The 18,838-nt window shown below is 69.0% G+C and carries 18 protein-coding genes; 13 read left to right on the top strand and 5 right to left on the bottom strand.

Going from position 1 to position 18,838, the window contains the following annotated elements:
* Positions 1 to 94: 94 nt before the first annotated feature.
* Positions 95 to 1,078, bottom strand: coding sequence for a LysR family transcriptional regulator (locus MUN76_RS10875; protein WP_244684614.1), 984 nt, complete (start codon positions 1,076 to 1,078; stop codon positions 95 to 97).
* A gap of 126 nt (positions 1,079 to 1,204) precedes the next feature.
* Here MUN76_RS10875 and MUN76_RS10880 point away from each other — a divergent pair, with 126 nt between their 5' ends.
* From MUN76_RS10880 to MUN76_RS10910, 7 genes are all read left to right on the top strand, one after another.
* A complete protein-coding gene (locus tag MUN76_RS10880; RefSeq protein ID WP_429952641.1) occupies positions 1,205 to 2,317 on the top strand; it encodes an iron-containing redox enzyme family protein in 1,113 nt (370 codons plus the stop codon).
* Complete coding sequence (locus MUN76_RS10885) at positions 2,314 to 2,514, top strand: CDGSH iron-sulfur domain-containing protein (protein WP_244684616.1); 201 nt, start codon at positions 2,314 to 2,316, stop codon at positions 2,512 to 2,514. Before MUN76_RS10880 ends, MUN76_RS10885 begins: the two co-directional genes overlap by 4 nt.
* Before the next feature lie 387 nt (positions 2,515 to 2,901).
* A complete protein-coding gene (locus MUN76_RS10890; protein ID WP_244684618.1) occupies positions 2,902 to 3,618 on the top strand; it encodes an Lrp/AsnC family transcriptional regulator in 717 nt (238 codons plus the stop codon).
* A 131-nt stretch (positions 3,619 to 3,749) separates the two neighbouring features.
* Positions 3,750 to 4,862 carry an ABC transporter substrate-binding protein gene (locus tag MUN76_RS10895; RefSeq protein ID WP_244684619.1) on the top strand — a complete coding sequence of 371 codons (1,113 nt, stop codon included), beginning with the start codon at positions 3,750 to 3,752 and terminating at the stop codon, positions 4,860 to 4,862.
* A 53-nt stretch (positions 4,863 to 4,915) separates the two neighbouring features.
* Entirely contained in the window at positions 4,916 to 5,677 is a 762-nt protein-coding gene (locus tag MUN76_RS10900) for an ABC transporter ATP-binding protein (protein ID WP_244684621.1), read from the top strand.
* Positions 5,674 to 6,543, top strand: coding sequence for an ABC transporter permease (locus MUN76_RS10905; protein WP_244684622.1), 870 nt, complete (start codon positions 5,674 to 5,676; stop codon positions 6,541 to 6,543). Before MUN76_RS10900 ends, MUN76_RS10905 begins: the two co-directional genes overlap by 4 nt.
* Positions 6,544 to 6,574: 31 nt before the next feature.
* Positions 6,575 to 7,855: an amidohydrolase family protein gene (locus MUN76_RS10910; protein ID WP_244684624.1), complete on the top strand. Its 1,281-nt coding sequence runs from the start codon at positions 6,575 to 6,577 to the stop codon at positions 7,853 to 7,855.
* Positions 7,856 to 7,898: 43 nt separating this feature from the next.
* On the opposite strand, the gene MUN76_RS10915 is transcribed toward MUN76_RS10910, so the two are convergent.
* Positions 7,899 to 8,609, bottom strand: a complete 711-nt coding sequence (locus MUN76_RS10915; protein WP_244684626.1) for an SDR family oxidoreductase — start codon at positions 8,607 to 8,609, stop codon at positions 7,899 to 7,901.
* Between the two features lie 141 nt (positions 8,610 to 8,750).
* Entirely contained in the window at positions 8,751 to 9,413 is a 663-nt protein-coding gene (locus MUN76_RS10920) for a fasciclin domain-containing protein (protein ID WP_244684627.1), read from the bottom strand.
* 243 nt (positions 9,414 to 9,656) lie between these two features.
* Here MUN76_RS10920 and MUN76_RS10925 point away from each other — a divergent pair, with 243 nt between their 5' ends.
* From MUN76_RS10925 to hpaB, 5 genes are all read left to right on the top strand, one after another.
* A complete protein-coding gene (locus tag MUN76_RS10925) occupies positions 9,657 to 11,375 on the top strand; it encodes a cytochrome c biogenesis protein CcdA (protein ID WP_244684628.1) in 1,719 nt (572 codons plus the stop codon).
* A gap of 51 nt (positions 11,376 to 11,426) precedes the next feature.
* The gene (sigK, locus tag MUN76_RS10930; protein WP_244684629.1) at positions 11,427 to 12,026 is read left to right on the top strand and encodes an ECF RNA polymerase sigma factor SigK; all 600 of its coding nucleotides are present in this window, start codon (positions 11,427 to 11,429) and stop codon (positions 12,024 to 12,026) included.
* Positions 12,023 to 12,805, top strand: coding sequence for an anti-sigma factor (locus tag MUN76_RS10935; RefSeq protein WP_244684630.1), 783 nt, complete (start codon positions 12,023 to 12,025; stop codon positions 12,803 to 12,805). The genes sigK and MUN76_RS10935 overlap by 4 nt, the downstream gene beginning before the upstream one ends.
* 242 nt (positions 12,806 to 13,047) lie before the next feature.
* Positions 13,048 to 13,590 carry a flavin reductase family protein gene (locus MUN76_RS10940; protein ID WP_244684631.1) on the top strand — a complete coding sequence of 181 codons (543 nt, stop codon included), beginning with the start codon at positions 13,048 to 13,050 and terminating at the stop codon, positions 13,588 to 13,590.
* A gap of 73 nt (positions 13,591 to 13,663) precedes the next feature.
* A complete protein-coding gene (gene hpaB, locus MUN76_RS10945) occupies positions 13,664 to 15,124 on the top strand; it encodes a 4-hydroxyphenylacetate 3-monooxygenase, oxygenase component (protein WP_244684632.1) in 1,461 nt (486 codons plus the stop codon).
* Between the two features lie 112 nt (positions 15,125 to 15,236).
* On the opposite strand, the gene MUN76_RS10950 is transcribed toward hpaB, so the two are convergent.
* Both MUN76_RS10950 and MUN76_RS10955 read right to left on the bottom strand, forming a co-directional pair.
* Entirely contained in the window at positions 15,237 to 15,878 is a 642-nt protein-coding gene (locus MUN76_RS10950) for an SDR family NAD(P)-dependent oxidoreductase (protein ID WP_244684633.1), read from the bottom strand.
* 11 nt (positions 15,879 to 15,889) lie between these two features.
* Entirely contained in the window at positions 15,890 to 17,119 is a 1,230-nt protein-coding gene (locus MUN76_RS10955) for an acyl-CoA dehydrogenase family protein (RefSeq protein WP_244684634.1), read from the bottom strand.
* Positions 17,120 to 17,288: 169 nt separating this feature from the next.
* Here MUN76_RS10955 and MUN76_RS10960 point away from each other — a divergent pair, with 169 nt between their 5' ends.
* Positions 17,289 to 18,770, top strand: coding sequence for a S10 family peptidase (locus tag MUN76_RS10960; RefSeq protein WP_244684636.1), 1,482 nt, complete (start codon positions 17,289 to 17,291; stop codon positions 18,768 to 18,770).
* The last annotated feature ends 68 nt before the right edge of the window (positions 18,771 to 18,838 follow it).

Consider the following 18,838-nt stretch of genomic DNA (forward strand, 5'->3'; position numbering starts at 1 on the left):
CGGCACCCGGCATCGTTGCCGGACCGCAGGTGAGTGACTGCCTCAATCATTGAGGCCGGGGAGGCGCGCGTCTAATGGAGACTTTCGTTGCTTCTCATCGATTCGTTCGATGCGAAGCTTCGATGGCGACAGTCGGAACCGTTGAATAACCGGGATCCACGGCCGAGGTTCGGCGCTCCGCGAGCGAGAGGCACACCGCCTCGAACGCCCGCGATTTCCGTGTGGGGCGGATCCCGGCGAGGCGGACGAGCGACGCCTCGGTCGGCGGCAGCTTGTCGGTCAGACGGATCGGCACGACGTGCGCTCCGGCGTAGGTCATCCCGTGGTCGACCCACTGGTTCAGCACCGAATACCCGTGGCCGAGCGCCACGAAGGAGCGCACGGTTTCGTATCCCAGCGACACGTGGCGGACCCGGGGAGCGATGCCCAACTGCTTGAACAGTCCGAGGTAGTACTCGCGGGTGTGCGGCAGATTGAGCAGGATCAGCGGCTCCTCGGCGAACTCCTCAAGGCTCGCTTCGCTCCGGCCGGCGAGCGCGAGCGGGTGGTGCGCGGGCACGATGACGTGGGGCGGGATCTGCTCGATGATCTGTCGGTGGAAGCGCTCGCCCACCCCCAGGTCGTACATGAGCGCGACCTCGCAGTGGCCGTCGAGCAGGGCCTGCTGCAGCGTGCCCTGGTCGCCCTCCAAGAACACCAGGTTGACCTCGGGGTGCTCGCTCGTGAACTGCTGCAGCAGCACCGGGGCGCGGAACGGGGCGAGCGGTGCGTAGATCCCGACAACGAGATCTCCGCTGAGCACGGTCGTGTCCTCGCGCACGGAACGGGAGATCAGCTCGGCCTCCTCGAGGAACGCGGCACTGCGCGCGAGGAGCGTGTGACCCGCCGGGGTGAGCCGTAGACCGCGACGCGGCAATCGATCGAACAGCGGCACTCCGAACTCCAGTTCGAGCTGTGCGATCGCGCTCGAGAGGGTCGACTGCGTGACGTTCAGCTCGGCCGCGGCGGCCGTCATGTGTTCCAACCGGGCGACGGTGGCGAAGTAGCGGAGCTGGACCAGGGTGAACGCCGGTGTCATGTCCCTCATTCTTCCAGGGTGCCCGCTGTGTTCCGCGATAGCCCCCCGAACGATCGGGGTCAAGCCCCTGCGCTCGCAGCTGGAGGAGCGAGACACTGAGGCCACCCGCACCTCGAGGAGAACACTGTGCCCCACGCCCCCACCGCCGTCGCTCGGACCGATCACGCTCGGCCCGACGGTCTGCCATTCCCCGCCCGCGGGCCCCTGAGCCGGGCGGTGCTGCAGCGCCTCGTCGGCGGGGAGGATCTCGAATACGCGTCCTGGGACGAGCTCGTCGACCAGGCGGTGTCGGGATCCCGCAGCATCGCCGAGGATGAGGACATCCAGCTCGCGCTGTTCGCCCTGTACGCCTCCGCCTACGGGTCGATCCCGGAGTTCTCGGCGGAGCTCGAGTGGGAGCCGCAGCTGCTGCGCGTGCGCCGATCGCTCGAGGCCGCGTTCGAGGCCGAGCTCCGCACCGCGGTGCCGATGCCCGAGCTTCCCGAGCCGAACGCCGACGCCGTCGCGCGGGCCCTGTTCGCGCTGACTGGCGCCGACTCCGGCCCGAGTGTGTCGCGGTACCTCGCCAAGAAGGCGACGGCCGAGCAGGCGCGCGAGTTCTTGATCCAGCGCTCGATCTACACTCTGCGCGAGGCGGATCCGCACTCCTGGGCGATCCCGCGCCTCCACGGTCGGCCCAAGGCGGCCCTCGTCGAGATCCAGTCCGACGAGTACGGCGGTGGCCGACCCGAGCGGGTGCACGCCACCCTCTTCGCGGCGGCGATGCGGGGTGCCGGGCTCGATGACCGCTACGGCGCCTATCTCGACGCCGCCCCGGCGGCCACCCTCGCGTCGCTCAACACGATGTCGATGTTCGGCCTGAATCGCCGGCTCCTGGGCGCGATCGTCGGGCACCTCGCGGCGTTCGAGATGACGTCCTCGATTCCGAGCCGGCTGGTCGGCGACGGGCTGAAGCGACTCGGGTTCGGCCCCGAGGTCACCGACTACTTCGACGAGCACGTCGAGGCGGATGCGGTGCACGAGCAGATCGCCGCGCGGGATCTCGCGGGCGCGCTCGCCGAGGATCATCCCGAGCTGCTGCCCGACATCATCTTCGGGGCGGCGGCCTGCCTCGCGGTCGACGGCTGGATGGGGCGGCATCAGTTCGACGCCTGGACGGCGGGCGGATCCTCGCTCCGGGCAGGGGCGACCGGTGCGGGTGCCAGTGCCGGTGCTGAACCTGTGGGGGCCGACGCATGAGCGACGAGCCCGCGAGCATCACGCCGTACCCGGACGGCCCGCTGATCGTGCGCGGGGACGTGGTGCTCGAGACGGTCGACGGCGAGCGGATCGAGCGGAACCGCCGCACGATGGCGCTGTGCCGGTGCGGACTCTCCACGATCAAACCGTTCTGCGACGGCACCCACAAGCCGGCGGGCTTCCGCACGGAGGACTGAGGGGCGTCGATCTCGTCCACGTTCTCCGCGCCACTTTTCCGATTCGAGCACGATGTCGATACCTTGGGGGAGTCGGGTCGGCGTCCAGTCGCGGCCCTCGCACGTCCTGCAACGGGTGACGATGGAGTTGAAACGAATCATGAAGACCGCGACGCTCGACACGGACATCGCCGACTGCCTCCAGGTCAACGGACGCGCGAGCTGGACCCTCATCGCCGACGTGATCGGGCAGCCAGAGCGCACGGTCGCCCGCCGCGGGCAGCAACTGCTCGACGCCGGTCTCGTGCGCATCTCCGCCTACCTCGACGAAGCCCGCTTGGGCGCCGTTGACGCCTTGCTCATGCGTGTCGATGTGCGTCAGGGGGTACGGCGAGCGTTGCCGAGCACTTGGCGCAGCGCAGGGACGCCTACTCCGTCACGGCGTTCCCCGGGTCGAACCGAGTGGAGGGGCTCTTCCTCCCGGTCGGGCCGGACGCCGTCGACGAGATCGCCAACGACCTCCTGCCTGAGATCGACGGGGTGATCGGCAGTGAACTGGCGCGGATCACGCGCCCCTACCGGCGCGGGCACCAGTGGCACGGCGGTCGGCTCGACGCCGGGGCGCGGCAGCGGCTCCTGAAGGACATCGCCGCGGAGGGGGGCGCCGACGCCGGCATCGTCGAACTGACGGCGCAGGATCGGATCATCACCGAAACCCTGGAGCGCGACGGCCGCACTCCCGCCAAGGAGGTCGCGGAGGCCGCGGGGGTCACGAGCCAGTTCATCGGGCGCCGCATGCGGGCGCTCTTCCGCAGCGGACTGCTGCAGATGCGCACGGAGGTCTCGCCCGAGGTCTCCGGTCTGGCACTCGAGGCCCACCTCCGCTTCACCGTCGATGCCGCCCGCGTCGATGCGCTGGGGCAGCATCTCGCCGCGGACCCGTCGATCATGTACTGTGTTGCGACCACGGGATCGCACCCGCTCGAGTGCATCGTGAAGCTGCCCCGCCTGTCGGACCTGCACGCGTGGACGACCGGTACCCTCGCGGACTTCTCCGGGGTCGTGGTGGCGGAGTGCGAGACGGAGCCGCGCCAGGTGCGGCGCGCGAACATCCGATTTCCCTAGATCACTGTTTCGTGCCCCATGCCACCTAGATGTGGCGAATATGAAACTAAAGAAATTGAATAGTGGCGAAAACTGTGTCATGATGATGCCGGGGCGCGCGAGTGCACGATCCCGAATCGAGGAGGATTCCCATGACTATTCGCAACAGGGCACTGCGGCGCGCAGCCGCAGTCGCCGTGGCGCTCGGGCTCGCCGCCGGCGCGGTCGCGTGCTCGCCCACGTCCGGCAACGGTGACGGCTCGGGGTCGTCCGAGCTCACCAAGGTTCGTTTCGGCCTCCCATCTGTCATGGGTGCCAACAATTCGCCACTTGCCGTGGCGGTAGCCGGAGGGTACTTCGAGCAGGAGGGCCTCGACGTCGAGATCGTGAACACGACGTCGGCATCCGAGGGGCAGGCCCTCATGACCGGCAAGGTCGACATCGAGAGCGCCACCCCGGGCCCGATCCTGCAGCTGCAGGAGTCCGGTCAGGAGTTCGTGATGGTCTACAACTACCTGCGCGCCCCTACCGGCAGCATCGCGGTGCTCGAGGACAGCCCGATCGCGTCCCTCGAGGACTTCGCGGGCACCACGATCGGCGCGGACGCCCTCGGCAGCGGCAACATCCTGCTTACCGACGGCATCCTGGCGAGTGTGGATCTCGCGCCGGGTCGCGACTACGAGCACCTCGCCGTCGGGGTGGGTGCACAGGCCATCCACGCGCTCGAGAGTGGTCGCGTCGACGCGCTCGAGCTCTGGGACACCGAGTACGCCGCGATCGAGGCGAACGGGGTGCCCCTGCGCACCTTCAGCAGCGACAGCGCCGAGCAGCTCTTCTCCACCACCTACATGACCTCGCGGACCTACGCCGACGCGCACGGCGACACCATCGAACGGTTCGGCCGAGCCATGGCGCAGGCGAGTCTCTTCACGGCGACGAACCCCGAGGCGGCGCTCACCATGATGTACGGGGCATTCCCCGAGACGCGGATCGCCGGAACGGCCGAGGAGGAGCAGCTGGCCTCGGACACGATCGCCCTCCAGGCGCGGCTCGGGATCCTCACCGCGGGCGATCCGGCGACCGAGGGCACCTGGGGCGCCTACTCGCCCGAGGCCGTTGCGGAGTGGGTGAGCTTCGCCCAGAACTCCGGGGTCATCAGCACGCCGCTCGACGCGGAGACGCTCTTCACGAACGAGTTCTCGGAGGCGTACAACGACTTCGACGACGCCGAGGTCATCGCGGAGGCGGAGCAGTGGAAGCCGTAGTCGGCAGATCTCCGTCTCCCGCCGATCGCTCGGCCCCGGGACGGACGGACGCCATGATCCACATCGAGCAGGTCTCGAAGACGTTCGCATCGCGCGGAGGAGCGGTGCTCGCCGTCGATCGCGTCGACCTGGACGTCGAGCCGGGCGGGTTCGTCGCGATCGTCGGACCGAGCGGCTGCGGCAAGACCACCCTGCTGCGCATGATGGCCGGACTCGAGACCCTGAGCGACGGGCGGATCCTCGTGGACGGCGACGCGGTCGTCGGCCCGAGCCCGAAGCTCGGCGTCGTCTTCCAGCGTCCGGTGCTGCTCGAGTGGCGCACGATCCTGCAGAACCTCCTCCTCCCCATCGAACTGCGACGCCGGCCCAACGACGCCGATCGCGAGAACGCGAAGCGACTGCTCGCCATGGTCGGCCTCACGGACTTCGCGGATCGGTATCCCCGAGAACTGTCGGGCGGCATGCAGCAGCGGGCCTCCATCTGCCGCGCACTGATCGCCGACCCGGAGGTGATTCTGCTCGACGAGCCGTTCGGCGCACTCGACGCACTCACCCGTGAGCACCTCCACCTCGAGTTCAACGAGCTCTGGCGCTCGACGGGGAAGACGGTGGTCATGATCACCCACGACATCCCCGAGGCCGTGTTCCTCGCGGAGCGTGTGGTGGTCATGGGCCCGCGACCCGGCCGCATCATCGAGACGTTCGACGTGCCGTTCGGCCCCGAGCGCGACGAGCGCGTGCAGGCCGATCCGAGATTCGGTCAGCTCGTGCTGCGCATCCGCGAATCACTCGAGGCGAAGGAGACGACCCGATGAGCGTCACCCGATCGATTGCGGTCGAAACCGCGCCGGCCGCCCCGCGTGCGGCCGCCTCCACCCCCGCACCGCGCGCCGGGCGCACCCGGCGCAGCCTGTCGAGGCTGGTCTATCCGCTGGCCTTCCTGGTGTTCGCGCTCGCCATGTGGGAGATCATCCCTCGGGCGTTCGACGTCCCGACGATCTACTTCCCGTCCCTGTCGGCGGTGCTGCAGGCGCTGCTCGATCCCGCCGCCGTGCCGCTCTACTTCCAGAACAGTCTCGTCACCCTCGGGGAGGCGATGGCGGGTCTCGCGATCGGTGCCTTCCTCGGGTTCCTCTTCGGCATCCTGCTGGCGGAGGTCGAGGTCTTCCGGCGCACGTTTTACCCCTACATCGTGGCGTTCGAGTCGATCCCGAAGGTCGCGATCGCACCCCTTCTGCTGATCTGGTTCGGCTTCGGCATCGAATCGAAGATCGTCGTGGTGGCGCTCCTCACGTTCTTCCCGCTCCTCATCAACACGATGTCGGGGTTCAAGAACGTCGATCCGGCGCAGATCGAGATGATGCGGGTGAACGGCGCGACCCGGGGACAGATCCGCCGCAAGGTCGTGCTCCCCTCCGCGCTGCCGCAGATCTTCACCGGGTTCGAGGTCGCGGTGGTGCTCTCCACGCTCGGTGCGATCGTGGCCGAGTTCGTGGGTGGACAGAGCGGCCTCGGGGTCCTCATTGTCCAGGCCCAGTTCCAGATGAACACGCCCGCGGTGTTCGCGCTCCTGCTCATCCTCGGGGCCATCGGCATCGTGCTCAACATGCTCGTCCGGCTGCTGCGACGCAGGCTCATCCACTGGGTGGCCGCGGAACAGACCACTGAGGCCACGGCGTAGCCCCTCCACCCGCTGACGAAAGACTGCAGACATGACCCACTACTTCGACCACGAAGCTCCCGCGATCCTGATCCGTGATGCCGAGGTCCACGCCCCCGAGTCGCTCGGCCGCCGCGACGTGCTGATGCACCACGGGCGGGTCAGCGCCATCGCCGATCGTATCGACCCGGTGCCACCGGGCACGCGCGTCATCGAGGCCGAGGGCCGGATCCTCATCCCCGGATTCATCGATTCCCACCTGCACATCACCGGGGGCGGGAGCATCGGCGCCGGGCCGATCTCGCGCGAGCCCGAGTTCACCTTCGGCGACATCGTCGCCGCGGGGATCACGACGGCGATCAGCCCCAAGGGCGCCGACTCGATCTCCCGCTCCTACGAGGCGATGCTGCAGAAGGCGCGTGCGCTCGCCGCGGAGGGGCTCGACACGCGGCTCTGGAGCAACGGCTTCGGCAACCCGCCGCAGTCGCTCACCGAGAGCGTGACCCGAGACCTGTTCCTTATCCCGGAGTTCGTCGGCGCCAAGATCGCCCTCTCCGACTTCCTCGCCCCGCCGTGGACACCGGACGAGCTGCACCGCCTGCTCTGGCAGGTGCTCTCGGGGTCGCAGATGGCGGGCAAACTCGGGATCATCCACGTGCACGCCGGGATCCTGCCCGGCGGGCTGGGCGTCATCGAGGACGTCGTGCACCGCTACGACTTCACCGGCACCGATGAGAACGCCCGTCACGGTGCGTCGCGGAGCGTGGGTGGCCACTTCCAGATCACCCACTGCAACTGGAACGAGGGGCTGCTCGACGAGACGATGCGCGTGACCCGGCTCGGCGGCTACGCGGACATCACCGCCGGGATGCCGGATCGCAGCGGGTTCGGCAGCGAGATCCCCGGTGACGAGGCGATCATGTACCTGCTGCGCGAGGGGGTCGACGCATCGCGGATCACGATCAGCTCCGATGCGGGCGGCAATGAGGCGTACCTCGACGAGTTCCGCCGGGTCGAGACCCTGATCCGGCTGATCCCGCCGCGGATCGACGAGGTCTTCCGCAACCTGATCGTGCGCCAGGGGCTCAGTGTCGGTCAGGCGGTGCGCATGGCGTCCACGAACGTCGCGGAGATGTTCGACTGGCCCTACAAAGGTCGCGTGATGGTGGGTGGCGCGGCGGATCTCGTGCTGCTCGACGCCGACTACGGCGTGGCATCCGTGATCACTGCCGGGCGCCTCGTGGTCGAGGACGGCCGGGTGCTCGAGTCCGGGCTCACGAGCGGTGATCTCGAGCTGGTTCGGCGCACCGCGCGCGAGGTGGAGCCGGCCTAGGCGGAGGCGCATCGATTCCTCACGCGCCCCGCGCAGGGCGGGCTCAGAACCGCTCGTCGAGGATCGCGGGCAGCACGATCTCCCGAAGGTACGCCGCGGGTGACAGTCCGATCGCGGTGCGCACCACCTCGACCACGTCGTGGAGAGGGATCAGTGCGCCGTCCCCGCGCGCCGCGGCCATCTCGACCGGCACGTCGAGCGCATCCACGGTGTTCAGGTTGCCGAGCTGGAGCGTCGTCACGGCCAGCCGGCGATCGCGGTAGTGCTCGCGCAATGCGTCGGCGATCCCGGTGAGCGCGAACTTCGAGGCTCCGAAGGCGAGCTCCGGTCGTCCGCTGCGCGGCAGCCCCGATGTCGACCCCGTCAGGAGCAGGCGCGGCGCGGCGGACTCGAGCAGGCGGGGGAGCAGCCGGCGGAGCAGCAGGAGGGGCCCCGCGATGTTCGTCGCCACGAGGTCGAGGGTGGTCGCGTCCTGCTCGTCGGCGAAGTCATAGGCCTCGGAGAACGCGTCGGGCTCCCAGATGCCGAGGTTGTAGATCACCACGTCGAGGGTTGCGGGGGCACTCGCGGCGACGGCCTCGGCGGCGGCCGCCGGGTCTCCGAAATCCGCGGCGATCCAACGCGCCGCGAGCACGGCGCCGAGATCCTCCGGCACCGTGCGCGACACCCCGACCACCTCGTGGCCGTCGTCGGAGAGCGCCTCCACCAGTGCCCGGCCGAGCCCACGGCTCGCACCCACGATCAGTACTCGCATATCCGCAGTATGGCACGCTGCAACCATCGCGACCTCGGACCGACCGCATCCGCCGCATCCGGCGCACGCACGACAGCGGGGCCGGCCCGATCCCGAAGGATCAGACCGGCCCCGCTCGGCGCACTCCGTGCGCGGTCGGCATTACGCAGCCGGCGGCATCAGCACCGTGTCGACGAGGTAGACCGTGGCGTTGGCGGTCTGCACGCCACCGCACACGACGGTCGCGTCGTTGACCATCAGCTCGTCGCCCGAGCCGGTCACCTCAACGGTGCCGCCCTGCACCGTCTCGTGGCTGCCCACGATGTCATCGGGCTCGATCTGGCCGGGAACCACGTGGTAGGTCAGGATCGAGGTCAGCAGGTCGCTGTCGGTCTTCAGGGTGTCGATGGTGCCCGCGTCGATCTTGGCGAAGGCGTCATCGACCGGCGCGAAGACGGTGAACTCGCTCCCGTTCAGCGTGTCGACGAGGTTCACATCGGGGTTCAGCTGTCCGCTCACCGCCGAGACGAGGGTCTTCAGCATCGGGTTGTTCGAGGCGGCCACGGCCACCGGATCCTGGGACATGCCCATGATCGAGCCCGCGCCGTCCGGCACGGCCTCGGCGTACGCCGCGCAGCCGGGTCCGACGAGATTCGCGGCCGGGTCCATGGCCTCGGTCTCCATCTCCTCGGTCTGGCTCGTGTCGGGCATCGACTCCGTCTCCGCGGGAGCCGACGTGTCGTCCATCGAGCAACCGGTGAGTACGAAGGCGCTTGCGACGGTCAGAGCGAAAGCGGCGGTGAGGGTCTTCCGGGTGGTAAACATGACGTTCCTCCTCAGTATGTGGCACCACGGCGTTCCGCGGCTTGTGAATGATTCGGAGCCCTCCGTCGATCGGATGGGAAAAAGTTCGAAAAAGTTTTGCGGGGTCGGATCCGGGCGCCGGATCGGGGTCGGAGCGGGGCGCCGGATCCCGCACGAGAATCCGCCCGCCCGGGTCGGATCCCGCGCGAGAATCAATCCGATCGGGCGTGCGTTCCGAATACCTCTGTGACAGGGAGGAACCCCATGGATACAGTTCTGATCGGCCTGCTGGGTGGGCTCATCACCGGCATCTCGCCGTGCATACTGCCGGTGCTGCCGGTGATCTTTCTCACCGCGGGTGCGCAGTCGGCGGGCAAGGGCCAGAAGCCAGAGGTGATCGAGGCTCCGCGCAGTCGACCGTACTTCGTGATCGCGGGGCTGGTGACGAGCTTCACGATCGTGACGCTGATCGGTTCCCTCCTGCTCGGGCTCCTCAACCTCCCGCAGGACGCGATCCGCTGGGCGGGTGTCGCGGTGCTGCTCATCATCGGTGTGGGCATGCTGATCCCGCGATTCGAGCAGCTGCTCGAGAAGCCGTTCCAGTGGATCCCGAAACGCAAGGTGAATGAGAAGGGCAACGGCTTCGGCATGGGGCTCGCTCTGGGCACGGTGTTCGTGCCGTGCGCCGGCCCGGTGCTGGCCGCGATCATCGTCGCCGGGGCGACCGGCTCGATCGGTGCCGGCACGGTGCTCCTCACCGTCTCCTTCGCGATCGGTGTGGCCCTCCCGCTGCTGATCTTCGCGCTCGCCGGACGCGGGCTCGTCGAGCGGATCAAGTTCTTCCGCAGCAAGGAGCGGGGGATCCGGATCGCCGCGGGCATCGCCATGATCGCGCTCGCGATCGGGCTGGTCTTCAACGTGCCGCAGGTGCTGCAGCGCATGCTTCCGGACTACACGGCCGGGCTGCAGCAGGATCTCGCCACGAGTGAGGCCGGAGAGCGCGCGCTGAACCTCGGCGGGCTCGTGACCGACGAGAACCGCGAGCTCGATCAGTGCACCAACGGTGCAGAGGAGCTGGAGTCGTGCGGCACGGCGCCGAGCATCCGCGGCATCGAGTCGTGGATCAACACCCCTGACGGGGCGGCCGTCGACCTCGAGGAGCTGCGGGGCCAGGTGGTGCTCATCGACTTCTGGGCCTACTCCTGCATCAACTGCCAGCGCTCGATCCCGCACGTGGTCGCCTGGGACGAGACCTACCGTGATGCCGGACTGCAGGTCATCGGCGTCCACTCGCCCGAGTACGCGTTCGAGAAGGAGCGGGCGAACGTGCAGGCCGGGGTCGACGACTTCGGGATCGAATACCCGGTGGCGCTCGACAACACGCTCTCCACCTGGACGAACTACCGGAACCGGTACTGGCCGGCGCACTACCTCATCGACGCCTCCGGCACGGTGCGCCACATCTCGTTCGGGGAGGGCAACTACGCCGCGACCGAGAAGCTGATCCGCGAGTTGCTCGAGGACGCCGACCCCGAGGTCGACCTGCCGTCGGCGACCGATGTCGACGACACGACCCCCGAGATGGGAGCCACCACCCCGGAGACCTTCCTCGGATCCTCGAAGGATCTGAACTTCGCCGGACCCGGCAAGTACCGCGCGGGCGAGGGGGAGTACCGCTTCCCCGATGACCAGCAGGCCGATACGTTCGCGCTGGACGGCACCTGGGACATCGCGACCCAGGCGGCGACGCCCGTGGGTGACTCCGGGACGATCAGGCTCCAGTTCAAGGGCGAGGAGGTCAGGATCGTGGTCGCGGGTGAGGGCACGCTCTCGGTCAGCCGCGACGGGAACGCCGCGCGCGAGATCGAGGTGAGCGGCACCCCGCGATCCTACGAACTCCAGGCCGGAGAGGGCTCACTCGACGGGGTGATCGAGGTCGAGGTGCCACCCGGCATCGAGGTCTACTCGTTCACCTTCGGGTAGGGAACCCGAGACACAGGGCAGAGCGATCGGTGCGGAGGAGGTGTATAGGGCATGCTTATGGAGATGGTGATCGACGGAGTGGAGATATCGGGGGACGCGGACGGCGTCGACCCTGCCGACGCCGCGCTCACGCGCACCGCGTCGGGAGACCAGTCGGCGTTCGCGGAGCTGTACGACATGCTCTCCGGCCGGGTCTTCGGACTGATCGTCCGGGTCCTCGTCGATCGCTCGCAGAGCGAGGAGGTGCTCCAGGAGGTCTTCCTGGAGGTGTGGCAGTCCGCGCGGTCGTTCGACGGCTCCCGCGGTCACGCCCGCTCCTGGGTGCTCACCATCGCCCATCGACGCGCGGTCGACCGGGTGCGCTCCGCCGAGGCGCGGATCCGTCGGGACACGCGGGTCGGGTTGCAGGAAGTGCACACCCCGGTGTCGTCGGTGGAGGAGCACGTGCAGCTGCTCGTCGACGGCTCGCGGGCGACGCGGGCGCTCGACACTCTTCCGGAGTCGCAGCGGCAGACGATCGTGCTCGCCTACTTCGGCGGGTACAGCCAGCGGGAGATCGCGGCGCTCTTGGGAGCCCCGCTCGGAACGGTCAAGACTCGGATGCGTGACGGCCTGTCACGTCTGAGAACAGAGATGGAGGTGACGCGATGAATCAGCAGGAGTTCCGAGAGCTCTCGGCCGGTCACGCGTTACGCGCGTTGACCTCCGACGAGGAGCGTGCGTTCGCCGCCGCGCTCGCAGAGCATCCCGAGTGGCAGCGGATCGTCGACGAGGATCTCGCCGCGGCCTCGGGCCTCGGTCGCAGCATTCCCGAGATCCCGCCGCCCGCCGCGCTCCGCGACCAGATCCTCGGTGCCATCACCGGCGTGCCGCAGCTGGATCCCGAGCCGGGCGACGCGGTGGACGAGGATCCCGCGCCGGCCCTCGACGAGATCGAGGCCGAGGGATCCGCCACGCAGCGGCAGGCGTCGCGCGCCTGGCGGATCGGTGCCTTCGCGCTCGCCGCCTCCGTCGTGCTGCTCACCACGGTGATGTTCGGGCCGAGGATCATCGAGTCCTTCGCGCCCCAGGATCCCGCGGTCGTCGCCCTGCAGCAAGTGGAGGATGCGCCGGACGCGGACTCCTCGACCCTCGACCTGCCGGGAGGCGGGTCGGCGACCCTGCACTGGTCGGACTCCGCCGGGCAGGCGGTGCTCGTCGCCGACGGCATGGCGCCGGCCGAAGCGGGGACCGACTTCGAGTTGTGGCTCGTGCGCGGCCAGGAGGCGATCTCCGTCGGGCTGATGCAGCCGGACGATGAGGAGCAGGGGATCTTCGCGACGGACACCTTCGTCGCGGGCGACACCCTCGCCATCACGGTCGAGCAGGCCGGTGGATCGCCGTCGGGCGCCCCGACCTCGGACCCGATCCTCGCGATCGCCACCGCGTAGAGCGCCCGTCTCCTCGCGACCCTGTCTCGCTGAGCTGCCACGCTCCAGCCGAGCTGCCACCGACCATGCGCCGAAATGGTGGCAGCTCGACGATCCGATGGCAGCTCGGCGGGAGGGAACGTGCGAGAGGGGTGCGCCCAGCGCGCACGATGCAAGAAACGACGCGAGCTCAACGTGCAATCGGGCGCGATCCGTGCCTATAATGTAATTCATTATAGTTAATTGCGGAGAGTGAGCGCGCGATGAGCCTGAACCACACGAATCCGAGCGGCTTCCTGCCCGATTCGCAGCTGTACCACCCCACGCAGCATCACTTCCGGGGCAGCCTCGGCCGCTTCGCGACCGGCGTCGCCGTGGTGACGTTCATCGGCCCCGAGGGCGAGCGCCGCGGCATCACCATCAACTCCTTCACGTCGATCTCGATGGATCCGGCGCTCGTGCTCGCGTCGATCGGGCGGACTGCGCGCTCGCACGACGCACTCCAGGGCGCCAACTTCACCATCAACATCCTGGGGGCCGAGCAGCAGGCGCTCGCGAGCGAGTTCGCGGGCCGACCGGGATCGGCGACGCCGGTCTGGATCGACGGCGAGTTCGCGCCGCGGGTCGGCGGCACGATCAGCTGGTTCGAGTGCACGCCCTGGGCCGACTACGACGGCGGCGACCACACCATCTTCCTCGGGGAGGTGCGGAACTTCGACTACAGCCGGGGCGACGCGCTCGGTTTCGTCGGCGGTCAGTTCACTGTGATTCCCGAGGCGGGCGGCAGTCCGGAGGACCTCTTCTAGCATCACCACCGGTGCCGCCGCAGCACCGCACCGCAGCACCGCACCGCACACCGCAGCACACGAAGGACTCAGCATGGGAATCAGCACCGGACAGCAGTACATCGATCGGGTGAACGCGCGTCGCCCCGACGTGTTCATCGACGGCGAGCGGATCGGCGCAGGCCTCGCGGATCACCCCCAGTTCGCCGCGAGCGTGCGCACCTTCGCGCGGCTCTTCGACATGCAGCACGATTCCGAGCACCAGGCCGCGTTGACGTTCGCGTCGCCGACGACCGGTGACCTGGTGAGCACCTCGTTCCTGGTGCCGCGCACCGAGGCGGACCTCGTGCGCCGCCGCGAGGGCATGCGCGTGTGGGCGACCGAGACCAACGGGTTCCTCGGGCGCACCGGCGACTACATGAACAGCGCGCTCACGGCGCTGGCGGCGGCCACCAGCTTCTTCGCGCAGGCGGATCCGGTGTTCGGTGAGCGGATCGCCGCCTACACCGAGTACGTGCGCGAGAACGACCTGCTGACCGCGCACGCGCTCATCCCGCCGCAGACGAACCGCGCGGTCCCGAGCTCGGAGCAGGGCGACGGCCGCATCGCCGCACGTGTGGTCGAGGAGCGGGCCGACGGGATCGTGGTGCGCGGGGCGCGCATGCTCGCCACCGCCGCCCCGATCGCCGACGAGCTGCTCGTCTTCCCGTCGACGGTGCTGCGCGGTGCGCCGCAGGACGCGCCGTACTCCTACGCCTTCGCGATCCCGAGCGATGCCCCGGGGCTGAAGTACTACTGCCGCACGTCGATGTACGGCGGGTCCGGGGTGGTGAACGAGCCGCTGGCCGCGCGCTACGAGGAGGTCGACGCGCTCGTCGTGTTCGACGATGTCTTCGTGCCGAACGACCGGATCTTCATGCTCGGCAACCCGAAGGTGCGGAACGAGTGGTACTCGGCGACCGGGGCCGGCCAGTTGATGACGCACCAGGTCGCCTGTCGCACCCTCGCGAAGACCGAGTTCTACCTCGGTCTCGCGAGTGAGATCGCCGACGCGATCGGCATCGAGCAGTTCCAGCACATTCAGGAGGACCTCGGCGAGCTGATCACCTACGTCGAGATCGAGCGGGCGCTGCTGCGCGCCGCCGAGGCCGACGGCGAGGTCAACGCCGACGGTGTGTACCTGCCGCGCTGGCAGACCCTGAACGCCGCACGCAACTGGTTCCCGAAGAGCGTGTCGCAGCGGTTGACCGAGATCATCCGCAAGTTCTCGGCCTCGGGGCTCATGTCGCTCCCGGGCGAGCAGGATCTCCAGCACCTCGACGCGCGGGCCGATCTGGATCGCTACTTGCAGGGGGCCCGCGTCGACGCGGAGACTCGGATCCGACTGTTCAAGCTCGCGCTCGATGCCTCCGTCTCCGGATTCGCGGGCCGCGAGAACCTGTACGAGTACTTCTTCTTCGGGGATCCCGTGCGGATGAAGGCGGCGCTGGTGTCGAGCTACGACCGCGACCCGGCCCGCGCGCGGGTGCGGGAGCTGCTGGCTCGCGGAGCGTAGGGGCGCGGCGCGTCGGACGCGGATCGCTCGACGCGCAGGGGCCCGCACCGGTGACGGTGCGGGCCCCTGCTCTGGGTGCCGGCGGCGTGGTCGGCCTCAGGCGTGATGAACCTCAGACGTGCGCGATCCGGCGCCCGCGCACGCGTGCGGCCGGTGCCTGCAGCACGTCAGCGGCGAGGGACGCGAACCCGGCTTCCCGACCGGCCAGGCCGTCGGTGACGATGATGCTCGCGGCGCCCTCCGTGGTCTCCGCCCGCAGCGCCGCGTCGAGCGCGAGGGTCCACGCCTCGGTGGCGGCCTTGACCGCCGCGTAGTTGGCGCTCGACGCCGTGGGGGCCTGCGCCAGCGGGGAACTCACCGTCAGGATGCGTGGCCCCCCGGTCGAGATGAGGTCGGGCAGAAACTCCCGGCTCACCACGCGCAGGCTGTCGAAGGAGCCCGCGAGCAGGCGGTACTTCTCGTCGCTCTGCCCGGCGATGCCCGTGCCGCCCGCCCATCCGCCGACGAGGTGCACGAGGTGGCTGACCGTCGTGCCCGACGCGAGCAGCGCGGCGTGCAGCGCCGCGGTCGCGTCGGGATCGGTGAGGTCGACCGCGTGCGCACTCACCCGGTCGCCCGCACGCTGCACGGCGGGGGCCGCGGGGAGCGTGCCCCGGCGGCTCACGAGGCAGACCCGGAGGCCCCGGCCGAGGAGTTCCTCAGCCAGGGCCTCGCTGGTTGCGCTCGAAGCGCCGGAGATGAGGACCGTCTCCATCGTGTCGTCCGTCACTTGTCGAACAGGTGGCTGTTCTGCGGGTGCGGCGGGCGCACGTAGCCGAACTCGACGTCGAGGATCGGTCCCTCCTCCTGATCCTTCGTGAGCCAGTACTGCCCGGCTCGGTCGTACGACGACTCGATGACGATCGCGTGCTGCGAGGCCGTCATCATGTCGCGGAAGATGCGCTCCATGCGCAGCCCCTTCACCGTGCCGACCGCGCCGATCTCCTTGAACATGAGCTCGACGACCTGGCGCGCCTCGCTCACGACGTGCACGTTGACCTCGTGCATCAGCACGCGGAGCTCGTAGTCGATGTGCGTCTGGGTCTTCGCGTTCTCGTAGGCGCGGGCGATCACGTCCTGCATGAAGAGGCGGGCGGAGCGGATCTTCGCGTCGGCCTTGCCGACCGCGATGTAGTTGGTCTGCTCCTTGCCGAGCCGCGCCTGGCGGAAGGAGCCGCGGCGGGCGCGCATCAGCGTGGTCTTCTTGAACTCCTCGAGGGCCGCGACCGCGAGTCCGAGCGCGTGGGCGGCGTGCGCGGCGAGGTTGAAGTTCGCGCGCATCAGCGGGGAGGCGTAGTGGTGAGTCCAGATCCCCGACTCGTTCACCATCTCGCGGGGCATGAACACCTCCTCGACGGTGATGTCGCCGCTGCCGGTGCCGCGCAGGCCGAGCCCGTTCCAGTTGTTGTGCACCTGCACGTCCTTCGCGGGGATGTACCCCGAGATGTAGTACGGCAGGCCGTCGCGCGGGCTCGTGAGCGGCTCGCCGTCCTCGCCGTGCAGCACCGAGCGGCCGTAGAGGTAGGTGGCCTCGGGGGATCCCGAGCAGAACGGCCACTTGCCCGTGACCATGTAGCCGCCCTCGACCTTGCGCGCGATGCCGCTCGCCCGGCCGACATTGCCCGCGGTGATCCAGCGCTCGGTCTTGAGGATCTCGCGCATCGCCTCGGGCTGCGCCCAGGTCGACCCGGTGTGCAGCATGCAGAGCCAGCCGACCGAGCCGTTCATACGCGAGAGCTCCTCGACGGCTTCGAGCCACTCGAGCGGGTGCACGTCGAGGCCGCCCAGCTCAGCGGGGAGGAAGGCCCGGTACATGCCGGTCTCGTAGAGGGCGTCGGTGATCTCGGCGGGCATCCGCCGCTCGTCCTCGATCGTCGCCTCGGCGGCGAGGATCATGGGCTCGAGCGGGCGCACGCTCTCGATGAGTCGTGGGCGATCGAGGGGTTCGACGGACATGGGGCTCCTTACGGCTGCGAATACTATTGATACGAATCACAATTCATGTGAATCAATATGGTGCAAAGGTAGCAGCGATCCTGCGAGTCCGCACTGGGAAATCGCAGAAAAAGTGATAAATGAATATAGTTGATGCTGGAAGATGCCGATGACGCTTGGAGAATCGACGATGGATCAGCCCACGCCCGCGACGCAGCAGGAGATCGAGGTGCCCGGTGACGTGCACGAGGTGACGCGCACGACCACGCGGCAGTTCTCCGCGGGCGAGACGTTCGACTACGCGGCGACCGCCGGCACGCTGGTGGTGCGCGAGAACGAGGGCGCCCCCATCGCGTCGATGTTCTACACCGCGTACGAGCGACTGCCGCGCGACCCGCAGCGGCCGATCACCTTCCTCTTCAACGGCGGCCCGGGATCGGCGAGCCTGTGGCTCAACATCGGCGGCTTCGGCCCGCGCCGGGCGTCCACGCTCACTCCGTCCGCCACGCCCCCTGCGCCCTACGCCTGGGGCGACAACCCGCACACCATGCTCGGGTACTCGGACCTCGTGTTCATCGACGCGGTCGGCACCGGGTACTCGCGACTGGCACCGGGCGTCGACCCCGCGCGTGCGTGGGGCGTGGACCAGGATATCGACCTCTTCGCGAAGGCGGTCACGCGGTATCTGGCACGCACCGGGGCTTGGAACCGGCCGCGATACCTCTTCGGCGAGTCCTACGGCACCACGCGCGCCGCCGGTCTCGTGCACCGGCTTCAGAACCAGGGCATCGACGTCAACGGCGTCGTGCTGCTCTCGACCCTGCTCAACCGGAGCACCTCGTTCTCCGCGGGCGACCACTTCTACATCAACCTCCTGCCGAGCTACGCGGCGACGGCCCGGTACCACGGAGTGGCCGGGCACACCGGGCTCGATGACGCGGCGTTCCTCGATGCCGCGCGCGCGTTCGCGCTGGGGGAGTACAGCTCGGCACTGCTGGCGGGCGATCGGCTCGACGACTCCCGGCTCGCGACGGTCGCCGAGGAGCTCTCCGGCTTCATCGGCATTCCCGCCGCGGAGCTGATCCGCCAGCGGCTGCGCCCGGAGATGGAGTGGTTCCGCGAGGCGCTGCTGCGCAACCAGGAGCGGAAGATCGGCCGTTTCGACGCCCGGTTCACGGCCGACAACGGCTACGTGATCGGCACGGGATCCCACGATCCCGCGACCGACGACGCGGCCACCGCCGCCGTGAACAGTGCGCACCTGGCCGCGTACCGCGAGCACCTGCACACCGACCTCGGCTTCGAGACGGAGCTGCCCTACCTCCCGCTCAACAACGTGCAGGTGGCCGCCGCGTGGGACTGGAAGCACAAGGCCCCCGGGATCGATGTGCCGCTGGAGGTGCCGGATGTGGGCTACGACCTGGCCGCCGCGATGCGCCGCAACCCGGCGCTCCGCGTGCTCGTGACGGGTGGAGTCTACGACCTCGCCACCCCGTTCTTCCACGCCGAGAACGACGTGGCCCGCATGTTCCTCTCCCCGGAGGTCCGCGCGAACCTGCAGTTCGTGTGGCACGAGGCGGGGCACATGTCGTTCGTGGACGAGGAGGTCATCACCCGCATGAGCGCCGACCTCGCCGGGTTCTATCGCGGTACACTGCCGCATACGTCATAGTTGAGTCAGTGAGCGAGTCGCGACCGTCCAGCGCACCGCGCGCGAGCGACGCGGCTCCGGAGAGAATG

Source organism: Leucobacter rhizosphaerae, assembly GCF_022919175.1.
GTDB classification, from domain to species: domain Bacteria; phylum Actinomycetota; class Actinomycetes; order Actinomycetales; family Microbacteriaceae; genus Leucobacter; species Leucobacter rhizosphaerae.

Bases quoted from the DNA above. Each gene is read 5' to 3' on its own strand.
- MUN76_RS10875 (WP_244684614.1), bottom strand. From the start codon at position 1,078: ATGACACCGGCGTTCACCCTGGTCCAGCTCCGCTACTTCGCCACCGTC.
- MUN76_RS10885 (WP_244684616.1), top strand. From the start codon at position 2,314: ATGAGCGACGAGCCCGCGAGCATCACGCCGTACCCGGACGGCCCGCTG.
- MUN76_RS10895 (WP_244684619.1), top strand. From the start codon at position 3,750: ATGACTATTCGCAACAGGGCACTGCGGCGCGCAGCCGCAGTCGCCGTG.
- MUN76_RS10900 (WP_244684621.1), top strand. From the start codon at position 4,916: ATGATCCACATCGAGCAGGTCTCGAAGACGTTCGCATCGCGCGGAGGA.
- MUN76_RS10905 (WP_244684622.1), top strand. From the start codon at position 5,674: ATGAGCGTCACCCGATCGATTGCGGTCGAAACCGCGCCGGCCGCCCCG.
- MUN76_RS10910 (WP_244684624.1), top strand. From the start codon at position 6,575: ATGACCCACTACTTCGACCACGAAGCTCCCGCGATCCTGATCCGTGAT.
- MUN76_RS10915 (WP_244684626.1), bottom strand. From the start codon at position 8,609: ATGCGAGTACTGATCGTGGGTGCGAGCCGTGGGCTCGGCCGGGCACTG.
- MUN76_RS10920 (WP_244684627.1), bottom strand. From the start codon at position 9,413: ATGTTTACCACCCGGAAGACCCTCACCGCCGCTTTCGCTCTGACCGTC.
- MUN76_RS10925 (WP_244684628.1), top strand. From the start codon at position 9,657: ATGGATACAGTTCTGATCGGCCTGCTGGGTGGGCTCATCACCGGCATC.
- sigK (WP_244684629.1), top strand. From the start codon at position 11,427: ATGCTTATGGAGATGGTGATCGACGGAGTGGAGATATCGGGGGACGCG.
- MUN76_RS10935 (WP_244684630.1), top strand. From the start codon at position 12,023: ATGAATCAGCAGGAGTTCCGAGAGCTCTCGGCCGGTCACGCGTTACGC.
- MUN76_RS10940 (WP_244684631.1), top strand. From the start codon at position 13,048: ATGAGCCTGAACCACACGAATCCGAGCGGCTTCCTGCCCGATTCGCAG.
- hpaB (WP_244684632.1), top strand. From the start codon at position 13,664: ATGGGAATCAGCACCGGACAGCAGTACATCGATCGGGTGAACGCGCGT.
- MUN76_RS10950 (WP_244684633.1), bottom strand. From the start codon at position 15,878: ATGGAGACGGTCCTCATCTCCGGCGCTTCGAGCGCAACCAGCGAGGCC.
- MUN76_RS10955 (WP_244684634.1), bottom strand. From the start codon at position 17,119: ATGTCCGTCGAACCCCTCGATCGCCCACGACTCATCGAGAGCGTGCGC.
- MUN76_RS10960 (WP_244684636.1), top strand. From the start codon at position 17,289: ATGGATCAGCCCACGCCCGCGACGCAGCAGGAGATCGAGGTGCCCGGT.